Source organism: Rhizobium sp. 18065 (genome assembly GCF_902706095.1).
In the GTDB taxonomy this organism is placed as follows: Bacteria; Pseudomonadota; Alphaproteobacteria; order Rhizobiales; family Rhizobiaceae; genus Allorhizobium.
This window is the reverse complement of record NZ_CACSJP010000003.1, coordinates 420548-438537: the sequence shown is the minus strand read 5'-3', so window position 1 is coordinate 438537 and position 17990 is coordinate 420548. Positions and strand designations below refer to the sequence as shown.

The window sequence follows — 17990 nt, the reverse complement described above, 5'->3', positions numbered from 1 at the left end:
TGCAGTGAACAAAATCAGCGCAGCGGATCAAAACTGAATGCGAGCGGCGCCGTTGGCGGCGCCAGATGTGCTGCCACAAGCCGGAATCATGACTGCCGCGGATACTTTTCGCAGTTCTTAACACGTTGATTTTGCTAAGCGCAATTTGCAATATGAAATTGAAATGGCCGTTTAGTTTCGCCACTGCGGATGCCGCTATGGTTAACCGAACTTGACCATGTAGCTGAAAAATTGGGGCAGAGCGCCCGTGAAGCGATTCCGCTTCGATAGTGGGATGAGATTGCCATAGATAACTGGAATTTCCAAGTGCCCAACGCGCATTGACGAAAAAAATACGTAAATGCGCTCGAAGACGTAGTTGCCTGTGAACGATGATCCCATCCAGTGATGCGTTACTGACTTCCCTGCCGCGCCGACAGGCAACAGCCGATGCACGTCCGCGTCGCCACGATTCAATACGCCGGACTGGCTACCCCCACGCCTGGACGTGCAACGCTGCTGGATGGCGGAGGATGCCTGTCTCTGCTATTTTTTAATCGATGGTCGATCGAAACTCCATACCCCAGGCGAGTTCATGAAAGTTATGGCCCGGTAAGGTTCGAGCTTCGCGAAACCTGCCCAGCCGGCATCAATTGCGCCATTCCCGAGATGCTGAAATTTTCGAATGCGGCACTCAGACTTTTCATAATTCCCCGACGACCCGGAATAGCGCTGCCCGCGCGACAAGGCGAACGGCAATGGGTGTCGCGGCGGCCCACGCATCCTCAATGGTTCGAATATGCTGTCGAGTGTTTGGGCGACCAAATCTGCGCCCCTGCCCCAACTTTCAGTTCGTTTCGTTTCGTTAAGTCCAGACCGCGCCTGAAAACCGTGCGCGACTCACACACGGCCACACACTTCTGTTGACAGCTGTCAACAGCCGCCTGCCCCGCAATACCGGCCTCATTCACGAGACATTGGAGATAAGGGCGACACTGATGGGCTGCGCCACCTGCCCACATTGGTTTTGAAACCGCTCAAGCGCCGGCAGTTGAGCGAACCCTCCCTGCAGCACCCAACCGGACGGACCCGCGAAACCCGGAATGCAGCCGCTCCGGAGCACTTCCGTCATCTACCCACCGCCATCACCACCCTCAGACAAATGCCGTCGGCAGAAGCATTTTGTTAACAGTCGCAAAGCATAATGCAACACAACTCTGGCGCGCTTTGTTTCAGACTTTTCTTTCATGGCATATATTGACAAACAATGTCTGACATTTTATTGCTGACGAAATTCAATATTCGTCAGCAATCAGGAATGCAGATGCCTCAAGCCCTAGAAGCCGAACAAGACAAGGTACGCCACGACAATGTCGCGCGCATTCTTGTCGCGGCAGAGCGCCTGTTCAGACATTATGGATATGCGAAGACGACAGTTGCCGATATCGCCAAGGATCTCGGCATGTCGCCGGCCAATATCTACCGCTTCTTTGCGTCCAAAGTGGAAATCCATCAGGCGCTGTGCGCCCGTATGCTGAACGAGAGCCTCGAACTGGCACGCGCGTGTGCGGCTCTTCCGCTCAGCGCCGAAGAACGGCTGAGGCGCTATTCGATGAACCACTATCAGTATACAGTCGAGACCATGCTTGATGCCGAAAAGGTGCATGAAATGGTCATTGTCGCCATCGAGCGAGACTGGCAGGTAGTCGACCAGCATATCGACCAGCTTCAGAGTATCGTGCGCGACATAATCGCCGAAGGTATGGCGAACGGTGAATTCACAAAGGGTGACCCGGAACTGGCATCTCGTTGTTTCGGCGCAGCCACATCCGCGCTGCATCACCCACAACTCGTGGCCCAATGCATAGGCAAAGGCAATCGCGCCAGCGCCGAGGAATTGACCGAATTTTCGATCCGGGCCCTCAAGGCCTGACCCGAGATCGAGCCACAGGTGCTCGAACCGGCATCCCGTGTTTCAGGAGAGTATGTATATGACCGCGCGTCCCTCTGAATATCCAAGCACTCGCCGCAGCAAGGGTGCACGATTTATGCGCCTGCTTGCGCCGTTGGTGATGACGATCGCGCTGGCTGCCTGCTCCGACGGTAGTGCTGAAGTATCCCAGGCGCCCGCACTCCGTCCGGTCAAGGTTGTCGAGGTCGACGCCGCTTCACCGGCCCGCGAAATGCGCTATTCCGGTGCGGTAAAGGCACGCAGCGAAGCCGCGGCCGGTTTCCGCGTCGCCGGCAAGATCATCGAGCGCAATGTTGATATCGGCGACCGGGTCAATCCCGGCGACGTTCTGGCACGGATCGATGCGACAGACTATGAGCTGCAGGTTCGCAGCGCAGAAGCCAGTCTTGCGTCTGCCCAGCGTCAGGTCGAGACCACCGAATTTGCCCTGACACGTGCCGAAGCGCTCTACAAGCAGCAGGTCACGACAAAAGCCCAGCTCGAACAGGCGCAGCTTTCCTACAACCAGGCCACCGCCACCCGCGACAGTGCCCGCTCGACCCTGGCGCAGGCCCGCAATCAGGTCGGCTACAGCGAACTCAAGGCGGACAAACCCGGCATCGTCACCACGATCAATGCCGATGCCGGCCAGGTCGTCTCAGCCGGCAGCCCCGTCGTCACGGTTGCTGCCGACGGCGAAAAGGAAGTCCTGATTGCCGTGCCGGAGAACGAGATCTTCGCCTTTAACACCGGCAAGATCGTCGACGTCACGTTCTGGTCGAATGCCGGTGTCACGCTCAAGGGCACTGTTCGCGAAGTCGCCGGTTCCGCCGATGCCAGCTCCAGGACATTCGCCGTTCGTATTTCGCTTCCCGAAGATGCCCGCGTGCTCCTCGGCATGACTGCTGGCGTGACAGCGACAACGCCGACCGCCGACAATCACTACAGCCTGCCTCTGTCGGCGCTTGCGCGCGACCCTGGCCAGCAGACGATTGTCTGGACGGTGGAGCGGCTCGATGGCACCGTGCATGCGCGGCCGGTCAAGGTCGCCGAATTCACCGATATTGGGATAAAGATTTCTGACGGCATTCGGCCCGGCGATCTGGTCGTCGCGGCCGGAACCCAGTTCATGGCGGAAGACATGAAGGTCAAGCTTCCCGAGGGCGTTCTGACGCATTCGGCCGAAGCCGTAGAGCCTGCCGTCACCGGCAGCACCAGCGAAACGCCCTGATCCAGATCCCTTCCCGTTCCTCCCGCGCGGACCATTGCCATGAACACCCCACCCGTCGACCACGGCTCTTTCAATCTGTCGCGTTGGGCGATCGGCCATCCCAGCATGGCGCGCTTCCTTTTCGGCCTCATCCTGATCGCCGGGCTATTCGGCCTGATGCGCATGGGCCAGAAGGAAGATCCAGACTTCACCTTCCGAGTCATGGTCGTGCAGGCCTTCTGGCCAGGTGCGTCGATCACCGACATGCAGGACCAGGTGGTCAACAAGATCGAGCGCAAGCTTCAGGAGACCCCCTATCTCGACTGGGTGAAATCCTACACACGCGCCGGCTCGGCGATCATCACACTCCAGGTCAAGGGAAATACCGACGCGCAGGACGTGGCGGACGCCTTCTATCAGGTGCGCAAGAAGGTCAGCGATATCGAAAACGAGCTGCCGGAAGGCCTGCTCGGCCCCTATTTCAATGACGAATTCGGCGACACCTATATCACGCTCTATTCCCTCACCGGCGATGGCTACAGCTATCCGGAGCTGAAGAAATACGCGATCCAGGCGCGCGACGTGCTTCTGTCCACCGCGGGCGTTGAAAAAGCCGTGATCCTTGGCGATCAGCCACAGAAGATCTTTATCGAGGTCTCCTCGAAAGCCCTCGCCGAGCGCGGCCTGACCTTTACCGATCTCCAGGATGCACTTGCAGGCCAGAACGCTATCGATGCCACCGGCTCCATAGACACGAACGAGCGCTCGGTGCGCATCGCGGTCGATGGCGGCTTCAGCGCCGCCGAAGACATCCGCGAACTCCGCCTCAAGGCCGGCGACCAGGTCACCAGGCTTGGCGACATCGCCACCGTCACAGAAGGCCTCGAAGACCCTTACCAGCGCAAGTTCCGCTTCAACGGCCAGGATTCCGTCCAGGTCGGCGTGGTGATGACCAAAGGGTTCAACGTCACCGATGTCGGCAAGTCGGTCGAGGAAACTCTGTCCCGTTTTCAGGTTAGCCTGCCGCTTGGGGTGGAGGTCTCGCAGATTTCCAACCAGCCTGAAGTCGTGGAAGAGGCCGTCGGCGAATTCATGAAGGCACTCGGCGAGGCGCTGTTGATCGTGCTTGTCGTATCCTTCATCTCGATCGGCTGGCGCTCTGGCCTGGTTATCGCCATTGCCATCCCGCTCGTTCTCGCCGCAACCTTTGCCGTCATGTACCAATTCGGGCTTGACCTTCAGCGCATCTCACTCGGCGCCCTGATCATCGCACTCGGGCTTCTTGTCGATGACGCGATGATCGTCGTGGAGTTGATGGAGCGTAAACTGGAGGAAGGATTGCACAAGATCGACGCGGCGAGTTTTGCCTACTCATCAACTGCCTTCCCGATGCTGACCGGGACACTGATTACCATCGCCGGCTTCATTCCTGTCGGCTTTGCGGAATCGACCGCGGGCGAATATGTCCGGTCGCTCTTCTACGTCGTCGGCATCTCGCTCGTCATATCATGGTTCGTGGCCGTCTACTTCACGCCTTGGCTCGGCTACATGATCCTCAAGCAGAGGCACCATGCCGGCAGCCATCACGATGCTTTCGACACACCGTTTTACCATCGGCTGCGTTCCACCGTCGTATGGGCGGTCAAGCACCGGATCATCGTGATCCTGCTGACACTCACCGCGTTCGTCACCAGCCTGTGGGCCTTCCAGTTCATCCCGCAGAACTTCTTCCCGCAATCCTCACGGCCGGAAATCCTCGTCGATCTGTGGCTACCGGAAGGTACGTCGATTTCCGAAGTCGAACGTCAGGCGACTGTTCTCGAAGACCGCATCCTCAAGGAAGACGATCAACGTTTCGTTGCGACCTATATCGGGGAGGGGGCACCGCGTTTCTTCCTGCCGCTCGACCAGCAACTGCGCAATCCGAACTACGCCCAGCTTCTGGTCATGGCCAAAAACGAAGAAGGGCGCGAGCGATTGATCACCAAGATCCGCGACATGCTCGCTGCCGACTTCCCCGATATCCGCGGCAAGGTCGACCGCCTGTTTCTGGGCCCGCCGACAGGATGGCCGGTCCAGATGCGCATTTCGGGGCCGGATCGCACAGAGGTTCGCCGGATTGCCGACGAGGTCAAGAAGACCTTCAACGCCAACCCGGTCCTGCAAGCCGTTCACGACGATTGGCTTGAGCCCGTGACTGCGATGAAGCTGGTGGTCGACCAGGATCGTGCACGCGCGCTTGGCGTCACTTCGCAGCGGCTGCGTCAGATGTTGCAGGCGACAATGAGTGGCGCACCGCTGGCGGACGTGCGAGCAGGGGAGGAGACAATCTCGATCGTTGCCCGCGAACCGGAGGAAAGCCGCAAGCTGTTGACAGCTGTCAACTCGATCTACATCCCGACCGACAACGGAACTTTCGTGCCCTTGTCGCAGGTCGCCAAAGTCGTGCCTACCCTGGAGCAGGGCATCGAATGGAGACGTAACCGCCTGCCGACGATCACCGTCCGCGCAACCCTTCCAGATGACGTTCAGTCGAACGACGTCACGATGAAGATGTTTGCCGAGCTCCAACCGCTGCGGGATCGGCTGCCCGCCGGATACCTCGTCGAGATACAGGGCGGAGCCGAAGACAGCGCCGAGAGCCAGAACTCGATTGCCGCAAAAGCTCCGATCATGCTGCTTGTCATCGTCGTGCTGCTGATGATCCAGCTCCAGCATTTCGGCAAGGCGATGCTGGTCCTGGCAACGGGCCCGCTCGGCATCATCGGGGCGTCGGCAGCATTGCTGATCTCCGGCGCACCTTTCGGCTTCGTCGCGATCCTCGGGGTCATCGCGCTTCTCGGCATCATCATCCGCAATTCGATTATCCTCATCGACCAGATCGATCAGGACATTGCCGCCGGCATGGAGCGCTCGGAAGCAATCGTCGGCTCAGCCGTTCGACGCTTCCGCCCGATCATGCTCACGGCAATGACGGCGGTGCTCGCACTCATCCCGATCTCTCGAGGAATTTTCTGGGGGCCGCTCGCCTATGCGATGATGGGTGGCATCCTCGTGGCAACGGTGCTGACCATTCTGGTTCTGCCAGCCGCCTATTCGCTATTCTTCGGTCGCACGCCCAAAAAGCTGGTGACCGAATAAGGGGAGGGAGGGGACCCCAAGCCCCTCCCGACTTCCCTTTTCTTGATCGATTGATCAAGCGACAAGACGTGGTAAAATCATCGTCAAAACCAACCAAAACAGCTTTCCGTTTTGCGACGTCCCTACACGAAGCCCTTGGAAACTAATGCTTCTATCATATCACTAAATCAAATTTCGTATGCCTAACTTACTATTAATTTTTGCGAATTTTATCCTGCACTTGGCAAATTTCGCCAAATTCCAGTCTAAAATGAAGTGATATTGCGGCGGAATCTCTCTTTACAACGTTTTTTAAGCCGATATGACGTTGAGCATGCGGGCCTTGACGTCGGGCACACGCACTGGCCTCTTTACGACAGCCAATGCGTTATCGCCGTCTCGGTACGCCGGAATGAGGATCAATACCTCGTTCTGCAAAACACTGGGTGCGAAACACGCACCACGGAACCAAAAGAACCGGCGACCGGACAGTCATGGTCCAACGCCACTGGGAGACTGCTCATGAAATACAAGTTTGGCTTTGCCGCCGCCGCTTTGCTCGCGGCTACGTTCCTTTCCAGCGCCGCCAGCGCCAAGACCTTCGTCTATTGCTCGGAAGGTTCGCCGGAAGGCTTCGACCCGGGCATGTACACCGCGGGCACCACATTCGACGCTTCGGCGCATCCAGTTTACAGCCGCCTGATGGAATTCAAGCCAGGCACCACGGAAGCTGAAGCCGGTCTGGCTGAAAGCTATATCGTCAATGCCGAAGGCACCGAATACACATTCAAGCTGCGTCCGGGCGTCAAGTTCCACACCACCGAATTCTTCACCCCGAGCCGCGAATTCAACGCGGACGACGTGATCTTCTCGCTGGAACGCCAGATCAAGGCCGACCATCCGTGGAACCAGTATGTCGCCGGCACTTCCTGGGAATATGCCGCAGGCATGGGCTTCCCGGAACTGATCAAGTCGATTGAAAAGGTCGATGACCTGACGGTCAAGATCACGCTCAACAAGCCGGAAGCACCGTTCCTCGCGAACCTCGCCATGCCGTTCGCCTCGATCCTGTCGAAGGAATATGCCGACAGCCTCGAAAAGGCAGGTAAGAAGGAACAGCTCAACCAGATGCCGGTCGGCACGGGTCCGTTCTCCTTCGTCGGTTACCAGCAGGATGCCGTCATCCGCTTCAAGAAGAACGCCGACTATTGGGGTGGCGCACCGAAGATCGACGATCTCGTCTTCGCGATCACCACAGATGCTGCCGTTCGTTACCAGAAGCTCAAGGCTGGCGAATGCCACCTGATGCCGTTCCCGAACGCAGCCGACGTTGCTGCGATGAAGACCGACGACACCCTGACCGTCATGGAACAGGAAGGCCTGAACGTCGCCTACCTCGCCTACAACACAACCCAGGCTCCTTTCGACAAGCCTGAAGTGCGCAAGGCGCTGAACCAGGCGATCAACAAGCCGGCCATCGTCGATGCCGTCTTCCAGGGCATGGCAACACCGGCCAAGAACCCGATCCCGCCGACAATGTGGTCCTACAACGAAGCCACGCAGGATGATGCCTACGACCTCGACGCCGCCAAGAAGGCGCTCGAAGCTGCCGGCGTCAAGGATCTGTCGATGAAGATCTGGGCGATGCCGGTATCGCGTCCCTACATGCTGAACGCACGCCGTGCGGCTGAAATCATGCAGGACGACTTTGCCAAGATCGGCGTCAAGGTCGAGATCGTTTCCTACGAATGGGCCGAATATCTCGACCGTTCGAAGGCCAAGGATCGTGACGGCGCTGTCATGCTTGGCTGGACCGGCGACAATGGCGACCCGGACAACTTCCTCGACACCCTGCTCGGCTGCGAAGCCGTGGGCGGCAACAACCGCGCTCAGTGGTGCAACGAAGAGTTCAACGCCCTGGTGAAGAAGGCCAAGGTCACGTCCGACCAGGCAGAACGCACGAAGCTTTACGAAGAAGCCCAGTTGGTCTTCAAGAAGGAAGCTCCTTGGGCCACCATCGACCACTCCCTGTCCATCGTACCGATGCGCAAGGAAGTCTCTGGTTTCGTTCAGAGCCCGCTCGGTGACTTCACCTTCGAAAACGTCGACATCGCCGAGTAATCGGATACGAGACGCAGTCGCCGCGGGCCAAAACCCGCGGCGATTCTCGTTAAGCTCACCCGGATAAAATCCGGCGATTTCCACGGTTCGAAACCCGATACGGCTTTTCGAGTGACCGAAGAGGCGACAAGCCCACGGTCCGACCTTCATAAGAAAAACAACAGGTCTCCTACATGTTTGGCTTTCTCTTGCGGCGGCTTGCCGTCTTGATCCCGACCTTCATCGGCGTATCGATCATAGCCTTCGCCTTCATCCGGCTTCTGCCGGGTGATCCCGTCGCGCTGTTGTCCGGCGAGCGCGTCATGTCGCCTGAGCGACACGCTGAAATCAGCGCCAATCTCGGCCTCGACCGGCCGATTGTCGTGCAGTATTTCGACTATATCAGCGGCGTCATGACGGGTGATTTCGGCACATCGATCGTCTCCAAGAGCCCGATCATCGATCAGTTCTTCGCGCTCTTCCCGGCGACCGTCGAACTGTCCTTCTGTGCCATCATGATCGCCATCGCCATCGGCGTACCAGCCGGCATCATTGCCGCGATCAAACGCGGCTCGGCCTTCGACCAGACAATGATGGGCATTGCGCTCGTTGGCTATTCGATGCCGATCTTCTGGTGGGGCCTGCTGCTGATCATCCTGTTTTCCGGCATCCTGCAGTGGACACCGGTCTCGGGTCGTATCTCCCTGATGTTTTTCTTCCCGCCGGTTACCGGCTTCATGCTGATCGACTCACTGCTGTCAGGACAAAAGGGCGCCTTTACCTCGGCGCTCAGCCACCTGATCCTGCCATCGATCGTGCTCGCCACCATTCCGCTTGCCGTCATTGCACGCCAGACACGGTCCGCCATGCTGGAAGTGCTGTCGGAGGATTATATCCGCACGGCCCGCGCCAAAGGACTTTCGCCGTTCCGCGTGGTCGGCCTGCATGCGCTTCGCAATGCGATGATCCCGGTGATCACCACGATCGGCCTGCAGATCGGCGTCATGCTTGCCGGCGCGATCCTGACCGAAACGATCTTCTCCTGGCCGGGCATCGGCAAATGGATGGTCGACAGCGTGTTCCGCCGCGACTATCCCGTCATCCAGGGCGGTCTGCTGCTGATTGCCGGCATCATCATGGTCGTCAACCTGATCGTTGATCTCCTGTATGGCCTGATCAACCCGCGCATCCGCCACTAGAAGGATAAAATCCCATGGCTGAGACCATTCAAAGCCAGCCGGTCACCACAGCGGCGATGCGCCGCCAGATGCTGACCGAGTTCTGGTTCTACTTCTCCGAAAACCGCGGCGCCGTCATCGGCCTCGTCGTTTTCATCGCCCTCGTGCTGATCGCGGTGTTTGCACCGCTGGTCGCGCCGCATTCGCCGTTCGAACAGTATCGCGAGGCCATTCTCCTGCCACCCGCATGGCTTGAAGGCGGCAGCTGGAGCTATCCGCTCGGCACCGATCCCGTCGGGCGCGATATCATGTCGCGCCTGATCTACGGATCGCAGTATTCGCTGTTCATCGGCGTGTTCGTCACCACGCTGTCTTTGACCACCGGCATCGCGATCGGCGTGATTGCCGGCTATTATGGCGGCTGGCTCGACACCACGATCATGCGCCTGATGGACATCATCCTGGCGTTTCCGTCGTTGCTTCTGGCCCTGGTGCTGGTGGCAATTCTCGGACCGGGCCTTACCAACGGCATGATCGCCATCGCACTGACGCTGCAGCCACATTTCGTCCGTCTGACGCGTGCCGCCGTGATGTCGGAAAAAACCCGTGACTATGTGACGGCCGCGCGACTGGCCGGGGCAGGGCCGTTCCGCCTGATGTTCCGCACCATTCTGCCGAACTGCATGGCGCCACTGATCGTCCAGGCAACCCTGTCGTTCTCGAACGCCATTCTGGATGCGGCAGCGCTGGGCTTTCTCGGCATGGGCGCCCAGCCACCGGCACCTGAATGGGGCACCATGCTGGCGGAAGCCCGCGAGTTCATCCTGCGTGCCTGGTGGGTCGTGACCTTCCCGGGTCTGGCAATCCTGATCACGGTTCTGGCGATCAACCTGATGGGCGACGGCCTGCGCGACGCACTCGACCCCAAGCTGAAGAGGTCCTGACATGGCACTTCTCGACATTCAAAACCTCACCGTCGAGTTCGAGACCGCTTCAGGCTGGTTCAAGGCCGTCGACGGCGTGTCGCTTTCGGTCAATGCTGGTGAAGTTCTGGCGATCGTTGGCGAAAGCGGCTCCGGCAAATCCGTTGCCATGCTGGCTGTCATGGGCCTTCTGCCCTGGACCGCCAAGATCACTGCCGATCGCATGCTGTTTCTCGGGCGCGATATCCAGGGCATGTCGCCGTCGGATCGGCGCAAGCTGATCGGCAAGGATGTGGCGATGATCTTCCAGGAGCCTGTCGCCAGCCTCAATCCGTGCTTTACGGTCGGCTTCCAGATCGAGGAAGTCCTGAAACTGCACATGGGCATGGGTGCCAAGGAACGCCGGGCGCGCGCGATCGAACTGTTCAAGCTCGTCGGCCTGCCGGATCCGGCAGAACGCCTCAACCATTTCCCGCACCAGATGTCGGGGGGGCAGTGCCAGCGCGTGATGATCGCCATGGCGATCGCCTGCAATCCGAAGCTGCTGATCGCCGACGAACCGACGACGGCCCTCGACGTGACGATCCAGAAGCAGATCCTCGATCTGCTGATGAAGCTGCAGGCCGAGACCGGCATGGGCCTGATCATGATCACCCATGACATGGCGGTGGTGGCCGAAACGGCCGACCGCGTGATCGTCCAGTACAAGGGCAAGAAGATGGAGGAGGCCGACGTGCTGTCCCTGTTCGAGGCTCCGAAGAACCCTTATACCAAGGCGCTGCTTTCCGCTCTGCCGGAAAATGCCACCGGCGACCGCCTGACGACGGTCTCCGATTTCATGGCAGCGTCCCAGACGACGGGAGGTGCCGCATGAGCACTGTGGTCGAAAACACCAGCGGAACCCCGATGCTGGAAATCCGCGACATCAAGCGCGACTATCACGTGCCGCAAGGCTTCCTGAAGCCGGACAAGACAGTGCATGCGGTCAAGGGCGTGTCGTTCAAGCTCGAAACCGGAAAAACGCTGGCGATCGTCGGTGAAAGCGGCTGCGGCAAGTCGACACTTGCCCGCATCCTGACCTTCATCGATGAACCAACCGGCGGCGAATTGCTGATCGAAGGCAAGAAGGTCGATACGCGTCCGGGCCACCTGACGGCCGAAATGCGCCAGAAGGTGCAGATCGTCTTTCAGAACCCCTATGGATCGCTCAATCCGCGCCAGAAGATCGGCGATGTGCTGGGAGAGCCGCTGCTGATCAACACCAAGATGACGGCGTCGGAGCGCCGCGATCGCGCCAATGAAATGCTGATCAAGGTCGGCCTCGGTCCGGAGCATTACAACCGCTATCCGCACATGTTCTCCGGCGGCCAGCGCCAGCGTATCGCGATTGCCCGGGCGCTGATGCTGAACCCGAAGCTTCTGGTTCTCGATGAGCCTGTCTCGGCGCTCGACCTTTCGGTTCAGGCACAGGTGTTGAACCTACTTTCCGACCTGCAGGAAGAGTTCGGCCTGACTTACGTGTTCATCAGCCATGACCTCTCGGTAGTGCGCTACATCGCCGACGAAGTGATGGTGATGTATTACGGTGAGGCCGTCGAATACGGCACGCGCGATGCGGTGTTCACCGATCCGCAGCATGACTATACCCGCACCCTGTTTGCCGCGACCCCGCGTGCCGACGTGGATTCGATCCGCGCCCGCATGGCAAAACGCGGCAAGCTTGTCAGCGCCGGCTGATCGATCAGCGCCGGATAATCTGGAGGAGGGGCGCTGTTGGCGCCCTTTTTCTATTCCGGCAGGTGACCGTAGGATATCTTCGGGCTGTCGAAAACCATGGTCGAGCGGATCGTCTTGATCTCTGCCAGCTGATCGAATTCCTGCCAGATCAGGCGCTTGTAGTCGGCCATGTCGCGGACGGAGATCTTGAGCAGGAAATCGAAATCGCCGGCCACTGCATGGATCTCGACCACTTCCGGCAAACGCCCGACCATCTGGATGAAGCGATCACCTACCTGTGGCGTGGTCCGGTCCAGCGTAATTTCTACATAGGCCTGCAAACCAAGACCGACGCGGGCCGCATCGATGATCACCGCCTGTCGGATAATGCCGCTATTGTAGAGGCGCGCCAGTCTGCGCGACAAAGGCGCGGCAGTCAGACCCACACGATCGGCAAGCTCGGCATTGCTGAGGCTCGCATTTTCGAGCAGGCATTCGATAATGCGGCGATCGATGCGGTCGAGTTCGAATTGCGGTTCAGTGGTCATGGCACCAAGCCTACCGAATATTGCGCAATTTTCTAGCGCTGAATGCATATAACTCGCAATTCCTCAAAGCTTTTATACTTCTAGAGGAGAAAATCAGGCGCGACTTTGCTCGATTGAATTGCTATGATTTGCGCATATTACGCACCCTTCAAGAAGGTTCTTCATGTTCGACAAGCTCGCTTCCCAACCGAACGATCCGCTGCTCGCCCTGATCGGGCTCTACAATGCAGATACGCGCGCAGATAAAATCGATCTCGGGGTTGGCGTCTACCGTGATGACCTCGGGCGCACGCCGGTGCTGCGCGCCGTCAAGGCCGCCGAAAAGCAGTTGCTCGAAACCCAGGAGAGCAAGTCCTATGTGGCGCCGGAAGGCGACCGGGTCTTCCTCGATTTGCTCTGGGATCTGGTTGGCGGCAAGGACACGGGCAAGTTTGCCGCTGGCGTGCAGACCCCTGGCGGCTCCGGAGCGCTACGTCTGGCGTCTGATCTTTTTGCCCGTGCCGGAACCCGCCGCCTCTGGCTCGGCCTGCCGAGCTGGCCGAACCATGCCGGCATCTTCGGTGCGACCGGGCTTACCGTTGAAACCTATCCCTATTTCGACGTGCCGACCCAGGCGGTACGATTTGCCAGCATGATGAAGGCAATGACAGGTGCCCAGGCAGGCGATGCCGTACTGATCCACGCGAGCTGCCACAACCCAACTGGAGCTGGGCTGACACCCGCTCAATGGCAGGAATTGGCGGCCATCATTGCCGAGCGCCGTCTCATCCCTCTGATCGACAGCGCTTACCAAGGCTTCGGCACCGGCATCGAAGACGATGTTGCGGGCCTGCGCCAGGTAATCAAAGCCGCGCCTGAAGCGCTGGTGGCCGTCTCCTGCTCGAAATCCTTCGGCATCTACCGCGAACGCACCGGCGCGATCTTTGCCGTCGCCGAAACGCAGACCGCCGCCGATATCGCCCGCTCCAATCTCGTAACAATGGCCCGCACCAGCTATTCCATGCCGCCGGATCACGGCGCTGCCGTCGTTCGCACCATTCTTGCCTCCGAGACGCTGCGCAGCGACTGGGTCGATGAACTGAATTCGATGCGCGACCGGTTGAACGGCCTGCGCCGGGAGCTGGCCCATGCCCTATCCGATGGCTGGCAGCTTGCGCCACAGATTGCCGAGCAACAGGGCATGTTTTCGCTGCTGCCGCTGAGTGAGAGCGACGTGCTCGCTCTGCGCAAGGATCACGGCATCTATATGCCGACGTCCGGCCGCATCAACATCGCCGGACTGAAAAGTGCCGACATCGCGAGGGTTGCCTCCGTCCTCAAGCCATTGCTCGGATAACAGTCCATGACCACCGCAACCGTTAACCCGATGGCGCCCGCAGAGCGTCACCGGCTCTATGAAGACGTGCTGGCGATGCTGTCCGGCACGCTCTTCGTCTCGCTGGGAACGCTGATCTACACCAAGACGATGCTGACGGTCGGCTCCACCGCTGGCCTGGCCTTGCTGATGTCCTATGCGTCGGGATGGGGTTTCGGGTTGATCTTCTTCCTGGTCAACCTGCCGTTCTATATCCTTGCGGTCAAACGCATGGGCTGGGGCTTCACCATCCGCACATTCACCGCAGTGGCGCTGGTTTCGATCCTGTCAAAACTCAACGCAGCGTGGATCGATTTCTCCCATCTGGACCCGCTCTATGCGACGATCATCGGCGGTGGACTGATCGGCACGGGCCTCTTGATGCTGTTTCGCCATCGCACCGGCCTTGGCGGCATCAACATCCTCGCACTTTACCTGCAGGAAAAGCTCGGTTTTCGGGCCGGATACGTGCAGCTCGGCGTCGATCTGGCCATCCTCGCCGCTGCCTTTTTCATCCTGCCGGCAGACCGCCTGGCCTATTCGGTGCTGGGCGCTGCGATCGCGAACCTGATCATCGCCATCAACCACAAGCCTGGTCGCTATATGGGGTTGAGCTGAAAAACGTTCCAGCTGGAATCAGCTGGAACGTCGTCTTCAATCAGGCCAGCGCCGCATCCACGATCACCATCGGGCGACCTTGCGTGCAATTCTCGATCCGCGCATCCACGCGGTAAACTCGCCGAAGCAGGGCAGGGGTGATGACATCGGCCGTCGGTCCATTGGCAACCAAACGGCCGTCGGCCACGACCAGCGAATGGTCGCAATAGCGCATGGCATGGTTGAGATCGTGAAGCGCGATCAGTACGGCCATGCCTGTCTGGCGGGCAAGCTGGTGCATGTGCTGCAACACCTCGATCTGCCGGAAGAGATCGAGAGCCGACGTCGGCTCGTCCATCAGCAGAATTTGTGGTTTGCGTACCAGCGCCTGGGCAATGGCGACCAGTTGCCGCTGGCCGCCCGACAGTTCACCCAGATCGCGAAAGGCAAGATCGGTGATGCGAAGGGATGACAAGATACGGTCTATGTCGACCAGTTCTTGATCCGCCACCTTCCAGCCGGAGCCTTGCTTGGAGGCGAGCAGAACGCTTTCATAGACAGTGAGTACGGCATTGGCGCCGGTATCCTGTGGCATGTAACAGATCGGCCGGAGGCTTTCCTCGCCACGGACATGCACGATGCCGTCGCCCTTCAACAGGCCGGCGATGCGTTTGAACAGCGTCGATTTTCCCGCAGCATTCGGGCCGATCACTGCTGTCAGCATGCCGCCGACGATATCGCCGGTGGTGATGTCGGTAAAAATGCGGTTGCGGCCATAGTGGGCGCCAAGCGCCTCGAGCTTCAGGGCTACCATGCGCGTCTCCGATGGGTGAAAATCAGCGAGAAGAAGAAGGGCACACCAACGAGCGCGGTGATGACCCCGATCGGCAGAATGGCGCCCGGGATCAGCATCTTAGAGACAACCGAGGTCACCGACAGCAGCAATGCGCCGCAGATCACCGAGCCAGGCAGGAAAAAGCGCTGGTCTTCACCGACCAGCATGCGAGCAATATGCGGGCCAACCAGACCGATGAAACCGATCGTGCCGACAAATGACACGGGGATTGCCGCGAGCAGGCTGACCAGCATCATCGTCTCCAGCCGCAGCGCTTTGACGTTGACGCCGAAGGACGCTGCCTTGTCGTCACCGAGACGAAGGGCCGTCAAAGCCCATGCCTTGCGGGCAAAGAGCGGCACGCACAACACCAGAACTGCAGCGGTCACGCCGACCTTGGCCCATGTGGCCTTGGTGAGTGAACCCATGGTCCAGAAAACGACGGCAGCAAGCGCCTGTTCGGAGGCCAGGTATTCCAGCAGCGACAGCAGTGCATTGAAGGTGAAGACCAGGGCGATGCCAAGTAGGACGATCGTCTCGACGGTCACGCCCCTCAGCGTTGATACGCTGTAGATGAAAAGCGAAGCGAGCATGGCCATCAGGAAGGCGTTGATCGGCACCATGTATTGCACGGCGGCTGGAAAGACCGCGACGCCGCCGACCAGTGCCAGCGCTGCGCCAAAACCGGCAGCGGCCGAAATCCCGAGCGTGAACGGGCTTGCCAATGGGTTGGCCAGAATGGTCTGCATCTGCGCACCGGCAAGAGACAGGCTGGCGCCGACGGTCACCGCCATCAGCGCGATCGGCATGCGGATATCCCAGATCACAACCCGTAGCTGGTTGTTGGCTTCACTTGGAGACAGGATCGTCGAAACGACTTGGGCCAACGTATAGCGCGCCGGTCCGAGCGCCATATCCACGGCAACGCTGACGATCAGCGCGATAAACAAAGCGCTCAGGATCAGGACGCGGCGCGCAGTCAAGGCACGGTAGCGACCGCGCCCCTCGACCCCGGCTGCATCTTCAGTCACGACGGCCATCCAATGTTTTCCTTTTCATGCAAAGCAAAATCGCCGGGCTTGGCAGCCTGCGGCGAGAATCTCTGGTGGGCCTGCGGGGCCGCGAAGGATGGCACCGTCAAAAACGGCAAAAGGGCAAAACTTGCCCGGCTTCTTTCGGCCAACATGAGAACCCGCCCACCATACGGAGGCCGGCGGGTTTCCCCGCCGGCAAGAACCATCAAAGGCCAGCCTTCAATGAAGCAAAATAGCCCGGCTGGTAGTCGACCGGCAGGAAACGCTCATGCATTTCCTTGAAGGTCGCATCCGCATCGAGATCCTTGAACAGGTCCGGATGCAGCCACTTGGCGATCTGCTGAACAGCGACGAACTGGTAAGGGCTGTTGTAGAACTGGTGCCAAATGGCGTGGACGTTGCCATCCTTGACCGCCTTCACATCGGTAAAGCCGGGGCGTTCCATCAGATCGGACAACTTCTGGGCAGCGACGGCCTTGTCAGCACCCGGACCGACGCCGACCCACTTGCCACCGGGAACATAAAGTTCCCAGTTCGACCCAGTGACGATGACCTGGTCCGGGTTCGATGCGATGATCTGCTCGGGATTGACGGTGCCGAAGGTGCCGGGGATGAAGTCCTTGGCCATATTCACGCCACCGGCGAGCTCGACCATCTTGCCGAAGTTCTCGTTGCCGAAGGACATGCAGCAATCGTCGGAGTAGCCGCCGGCACGCTCGATGAAGACAACCGGCTTCTTCAGGTCGGCAGCCTTGGCCAGCGTGTCGGTGACACGGGCAATCTGCTCGTCGTGGAACTTGACGAATTCCTCGGCGCGTTCTTCCTTGCCGAACAGCTTGCCGATGATGCGCATGGAATCGTCGGTGTGTTCCATCGGCTTTTCGCGGAAGTCGATATAGACGAGCGGAATGCCGACTGCAGCCAGCTTTTCGATGTAGCCGCTTTCCTCTGTGGCAGACTTTGCTTCCGTGTTCATGATGATCACGTCGGGCTTCAGGACAACGGCCTGCTCGATATCGAAAGTACCATCCTTCATGCCGCCGAAGGTCGGGATCTTTTCCATCTCGGGGAATTTCTTGAGATAGATATTGTAGCCGTCAAGGTCGGCCTTCTTGAAATCGTCGCGCCAGCCGACGACGCGGCCGAACGGCTTTTCGGTATCGAGCGCTGCGGTAAAATAGATCTGGCGGCCTTCGCCGAGGATGACGCGCTCGACCGGCACCTTGACCTCGACTTCACGGCCCGTGATATCCTTGATCTTCACGGTCTCGCCTGCGTAGGCCGCCGTTGAAAAAAGAACGAGCGAAATCGCGGCGGCGGAGGCCACCTTGTCGAGATAAAACACTGTCGCGTCTCCTGTTTGAGATTGTGCGGTGATTTATGTTTTTATGACTTTCGCAGTCAACAATTATCTTTTAGAAGTGTTCCAACCTCACGATCACTTC

Annotated in this window: 14 protein-coding genes; 10 read left to right on the top strand and 4 right to left on the bottom strand. The window is 59.2% G+C overall.

Annotated elements, in window-relative coordinates:
• Nucleotides 1-1303 precede the first annotated feature (1303 nt).
• From GVK95_RS10520 to GVK95_RS10485, 8 genes are all read left to right on the top strand, one after another.
• Nucleotides 1304-1912 carry a TetR family transcriptional regulator gene (locus GVK95_RS10520; protein WP_159949230.1) on the top strand — a complete coding sequence of 203 codons (609 nt, stop codon included), beginning with the start codon at nt 1304-1306 and terminating at the stop codon, nt 1910-1912.
• A 115-nt stretch (nt 1913-2027) separates the two neighbouring features.
• Entirely contained in the window at nt 2028-3161 is a 1134-nt protein-coding gene (locus GVK95_RS10515) for an efflux RND transporter periplasmic adaptor subunit (RefSeq protein WP_200844266.1), read from the top strand.
• A gap of 39 nt (nt 3162-3200) precedes the next feature.
• The gene (locus GVK95_RS10510; protein ID WP_159949226.1) at nt 3201-6281 is read left to right on the top strand and encodes an efflux RND transporter permease subunit; all 3081 of its coding nucleotides are present in this window, start codon (nt 3201-3203) and stop codon (nt 6279-6281) included.
• A 501-nt stretch (nt 6282-6782) separates the two neighbouring features.
• Nucleotides 6783-8381: an ABC transporter substrate-binding protein gene (locus GVK95_RS10505; protein WP_159949224.1), complete on the top strand. Its 1599-nt coding sequence runs from the start codon at nt 6783-6785 to the stop codon at nt 8379-8381.
• Nucleotides 8382-8554: 173 nt separating this feature from the next.
• Nucleotides 8555-9559 carry an ABC transporter permease subunit gene (locus tag GVK95_RS10500; RefSeq protein WP_159949222.1) on the top strand — a complete coding sequence of 335 codons (1005 nt, stop codon included), beginning with the start codon at nt 8555-8557 and terminating at the stop codon, nt 9557-9559.
• A 14-nt stretch (nt 9560-9573) separates the two neighbouring features.
• A complete protein-coding gene (locus GVK95_RS10495; RefSeq protein ID WP_159949220.1) occupies nt 9574-10482 on the top strand; it encodes an ABC transporter permease subunit in 909 nt (302 codons plus the stop codon).
• A 1-nt stretch (nt 10483) separates the two neighbouring features.
• A complete protein-coding gene (locus tag GVK95_RS10490) occupies nt 10484-11335 on the top strand; it encodes an ABC transporter ATP-binding protein (RefSeq protein WP_159949218.1) in 852 nt (283 codons plus the stop codon).
• Nucleotides 11332-12198 (top strand): dipeptide ABC transporter ATP-binding protein, encoded by an 867-nt coding sequence (locus GVK95_RS10485; RefSeq protein ID WP_159949216.1) that lies wholly within the window; start codon nt 11332-11334, stop codon nt 12196-12198. The genes GVK95_RS10490 and GVK95_RS10485 overlap by 4 nt, the downstream gene beginning before the upstream one ends.
• Nucleotides 12199-12248: 50 nt before the next feature.
• On the opposite strand, the gene GVK95_RS10480 is transcribed toward GVK95_RS10485, so the two are convergent.
• A complete protein-coding gene (locus GVK95_RS10480) occupies nt 12249-12725 on the bottom strand; it encodes an Lrp/AsnC family transcriptional regulator (RefSeq protein ID WP_159949214.1) in 477 nt (158 codons plus the stop codon).
• A 163-nt stretch (nt 12726-12888) separates the two neighbouring features.
• Between GVK95_RS10480 and GVK95_RS10475 the strand changes: the two genes are divergently transcribed.
• Both GVK95_RS10475 and GVK95_RS10470 read left to right on the top strand, forming a co-directional pair.
• On the top strand, nt 12889-14061 hold the full coding sequence (locus GVK95_RS10475) for an amino acid aminotransferase (RefSeq protein WP_159949212.1): 1173 nt from the start codon (nt 12889-12891) through the stop codon (nt 14059-14061).
• A gap of 6 nt (nt 14062-14067) precedes the next feature.
• Nucleotides 14068-14697, top strand: coding sequence for a YitT family protein (locus GVK95_RS10470; RefSeq protein WP_159949210.1), 630 nt, complete (start codon nt 14068-14070; stop codon nt 14695-14697).
• A gap of 40 nt (nt 14698-14737) precedes the next feature.
• Here GVK95_RS10470 and GVK95_RS10465 read toward each other — a convergent pair whose 3' ends face one another.
• The 3 genes from GVK95_RS10465 to GVK95_RS10455 all read right to left on the bottom strand — a co-directional run bounded on the left by GVK95_RS10465 (nt 14738) and on the right by GVK95_RS10455 (nt 17890).
• Nucleotides 14738-15490: an ABC transporter ATP-binding protein gene (locus tag GVK95_RS10465; RefSeq protein ID WP_159949208.1), complete on the bottom strand. Its 753-nt coding sequence runs from the start codon at nt 15488-15490 to the stop codon at nt 14738-14740.
• Nucleotides 15484-16551, bottom strand: coding sequence for an iron ABC transporter permease (locus GVK95_RS10460; protein WP_159949206.1), 1068 nt, complete (start codon nt 16549-16551; stop codon nt 15484-15486). The genes GVK95_RS10465 and GVK95_RS10460 overlap by 7 nt, the downstream gene beginning before the upstream one ends.
• Before the next feature lie 199 nt (nt 16552-16750).
• On the bottom strand, nt 16751-17890 hold the full coding sequence (locus GVK95_RS10455; RefSeq protein WP_159949204.1) for an ABC transporter substrate-binding protein: 1140 nt from the start codon (nt 17888-17890) through the stop codon (nt 16751-16753).
• Between the last annotated feature and the right edge of the window lie 100 nt (nt 17891-17990).

Bases quoted from the DNA above. Each gene is read 5' to 3' on its own strand.
- GVK95_RS10500 (WP_159949222.1), top strand. From the start codon at position 8,555: ATGTTTGGCTTTCTCTTGCGGCGGCTTGCCGTCTTGATCCCGACCTTC.
- GVK95_RS10510 (WP_159949226.1), top strand. From the start codon at position 3,201: ATGAACACCCCACCCGTCGACCACGGCTCTTTCAATCTGTCGCGTTGG.
- GVK95_RS10480 (WP_159949214.1), bottom strand. From the start codon at position 12,725: ATGACCACTGAACCGCAATTCGAACTCGACCGCATCGATCGCCGCATT.
- GVK95_RS10495 (WP_159949220.1), top strand. From the start codon at position 9,574: ATGGCTGAGACCATTCAAAGCCAGCCGGTCACCACAGCGGCGATGCGC.
- GVK95_RS10505 (WP_159949224.1), top strand. From the start codon at position 6,783: ATGAAATACAAGTTTGGCTTTGCCGCCGCCGCTTTGCTCGCGGCTACG.
- GVK95_RS10465 (WP_159949208.1), bottom strand. From the start codon at position 15,490: ATGGTAGCCCTGAAGCTCGAGGCGCTTGGCGCCCACTATGGCCGCAAC.
- GVK95_RS10490 (WP_159949218.1), top strand. From the start codon at position 10,484: ATGGCACTTCTCGACATTCAAAACCTCACCGTCGAGTTCGAGACCGCT.
- GVK95_RS10520 (WP_159949230.1), top strand. From the start codon at position 1,304: ATGCCTCAAGCCCTAGAAGCCGAACAAGACAAGGTACGCCACGACAAT.
- GVK95_RS10470 (WP_159949210.1), top strand. From the start codon at position 14,068: ATGACCACCGCAACCGTTAACCCGATGGCGCCCGCAGAGCGTCACCGG.
- GVK95_RS10460 (WP_159949206.1), bottom strand. From the start codon at position 16,551: ATGGCCGTCGTGACTGAAGATGCAGCCGGGGTCGAGGGGCGCGGTCGC.
- GVK95_RS10475 (WP_159949212.1), top strand. From the start codon at position 12,889: ATGTTCGACAAGCTCGCTTCCCAACCGAACGATCCGCTGCTCGCCCTG.
- GVK95_RS10485 (WP_159949216.1), top strand. From the start codon at position 11,332: ATGAGCACTGTGGTCGAAAACACCAGCGGAACCCCGATGCTGGAAATC.
- GVK95_RS10515 (WP_200844266.1), top strand. From the start codon at position 2,028: ATGCGCCTGCTTGCGCCGTTGGTGATGACGATCGCGCTGGCTGCCTGC.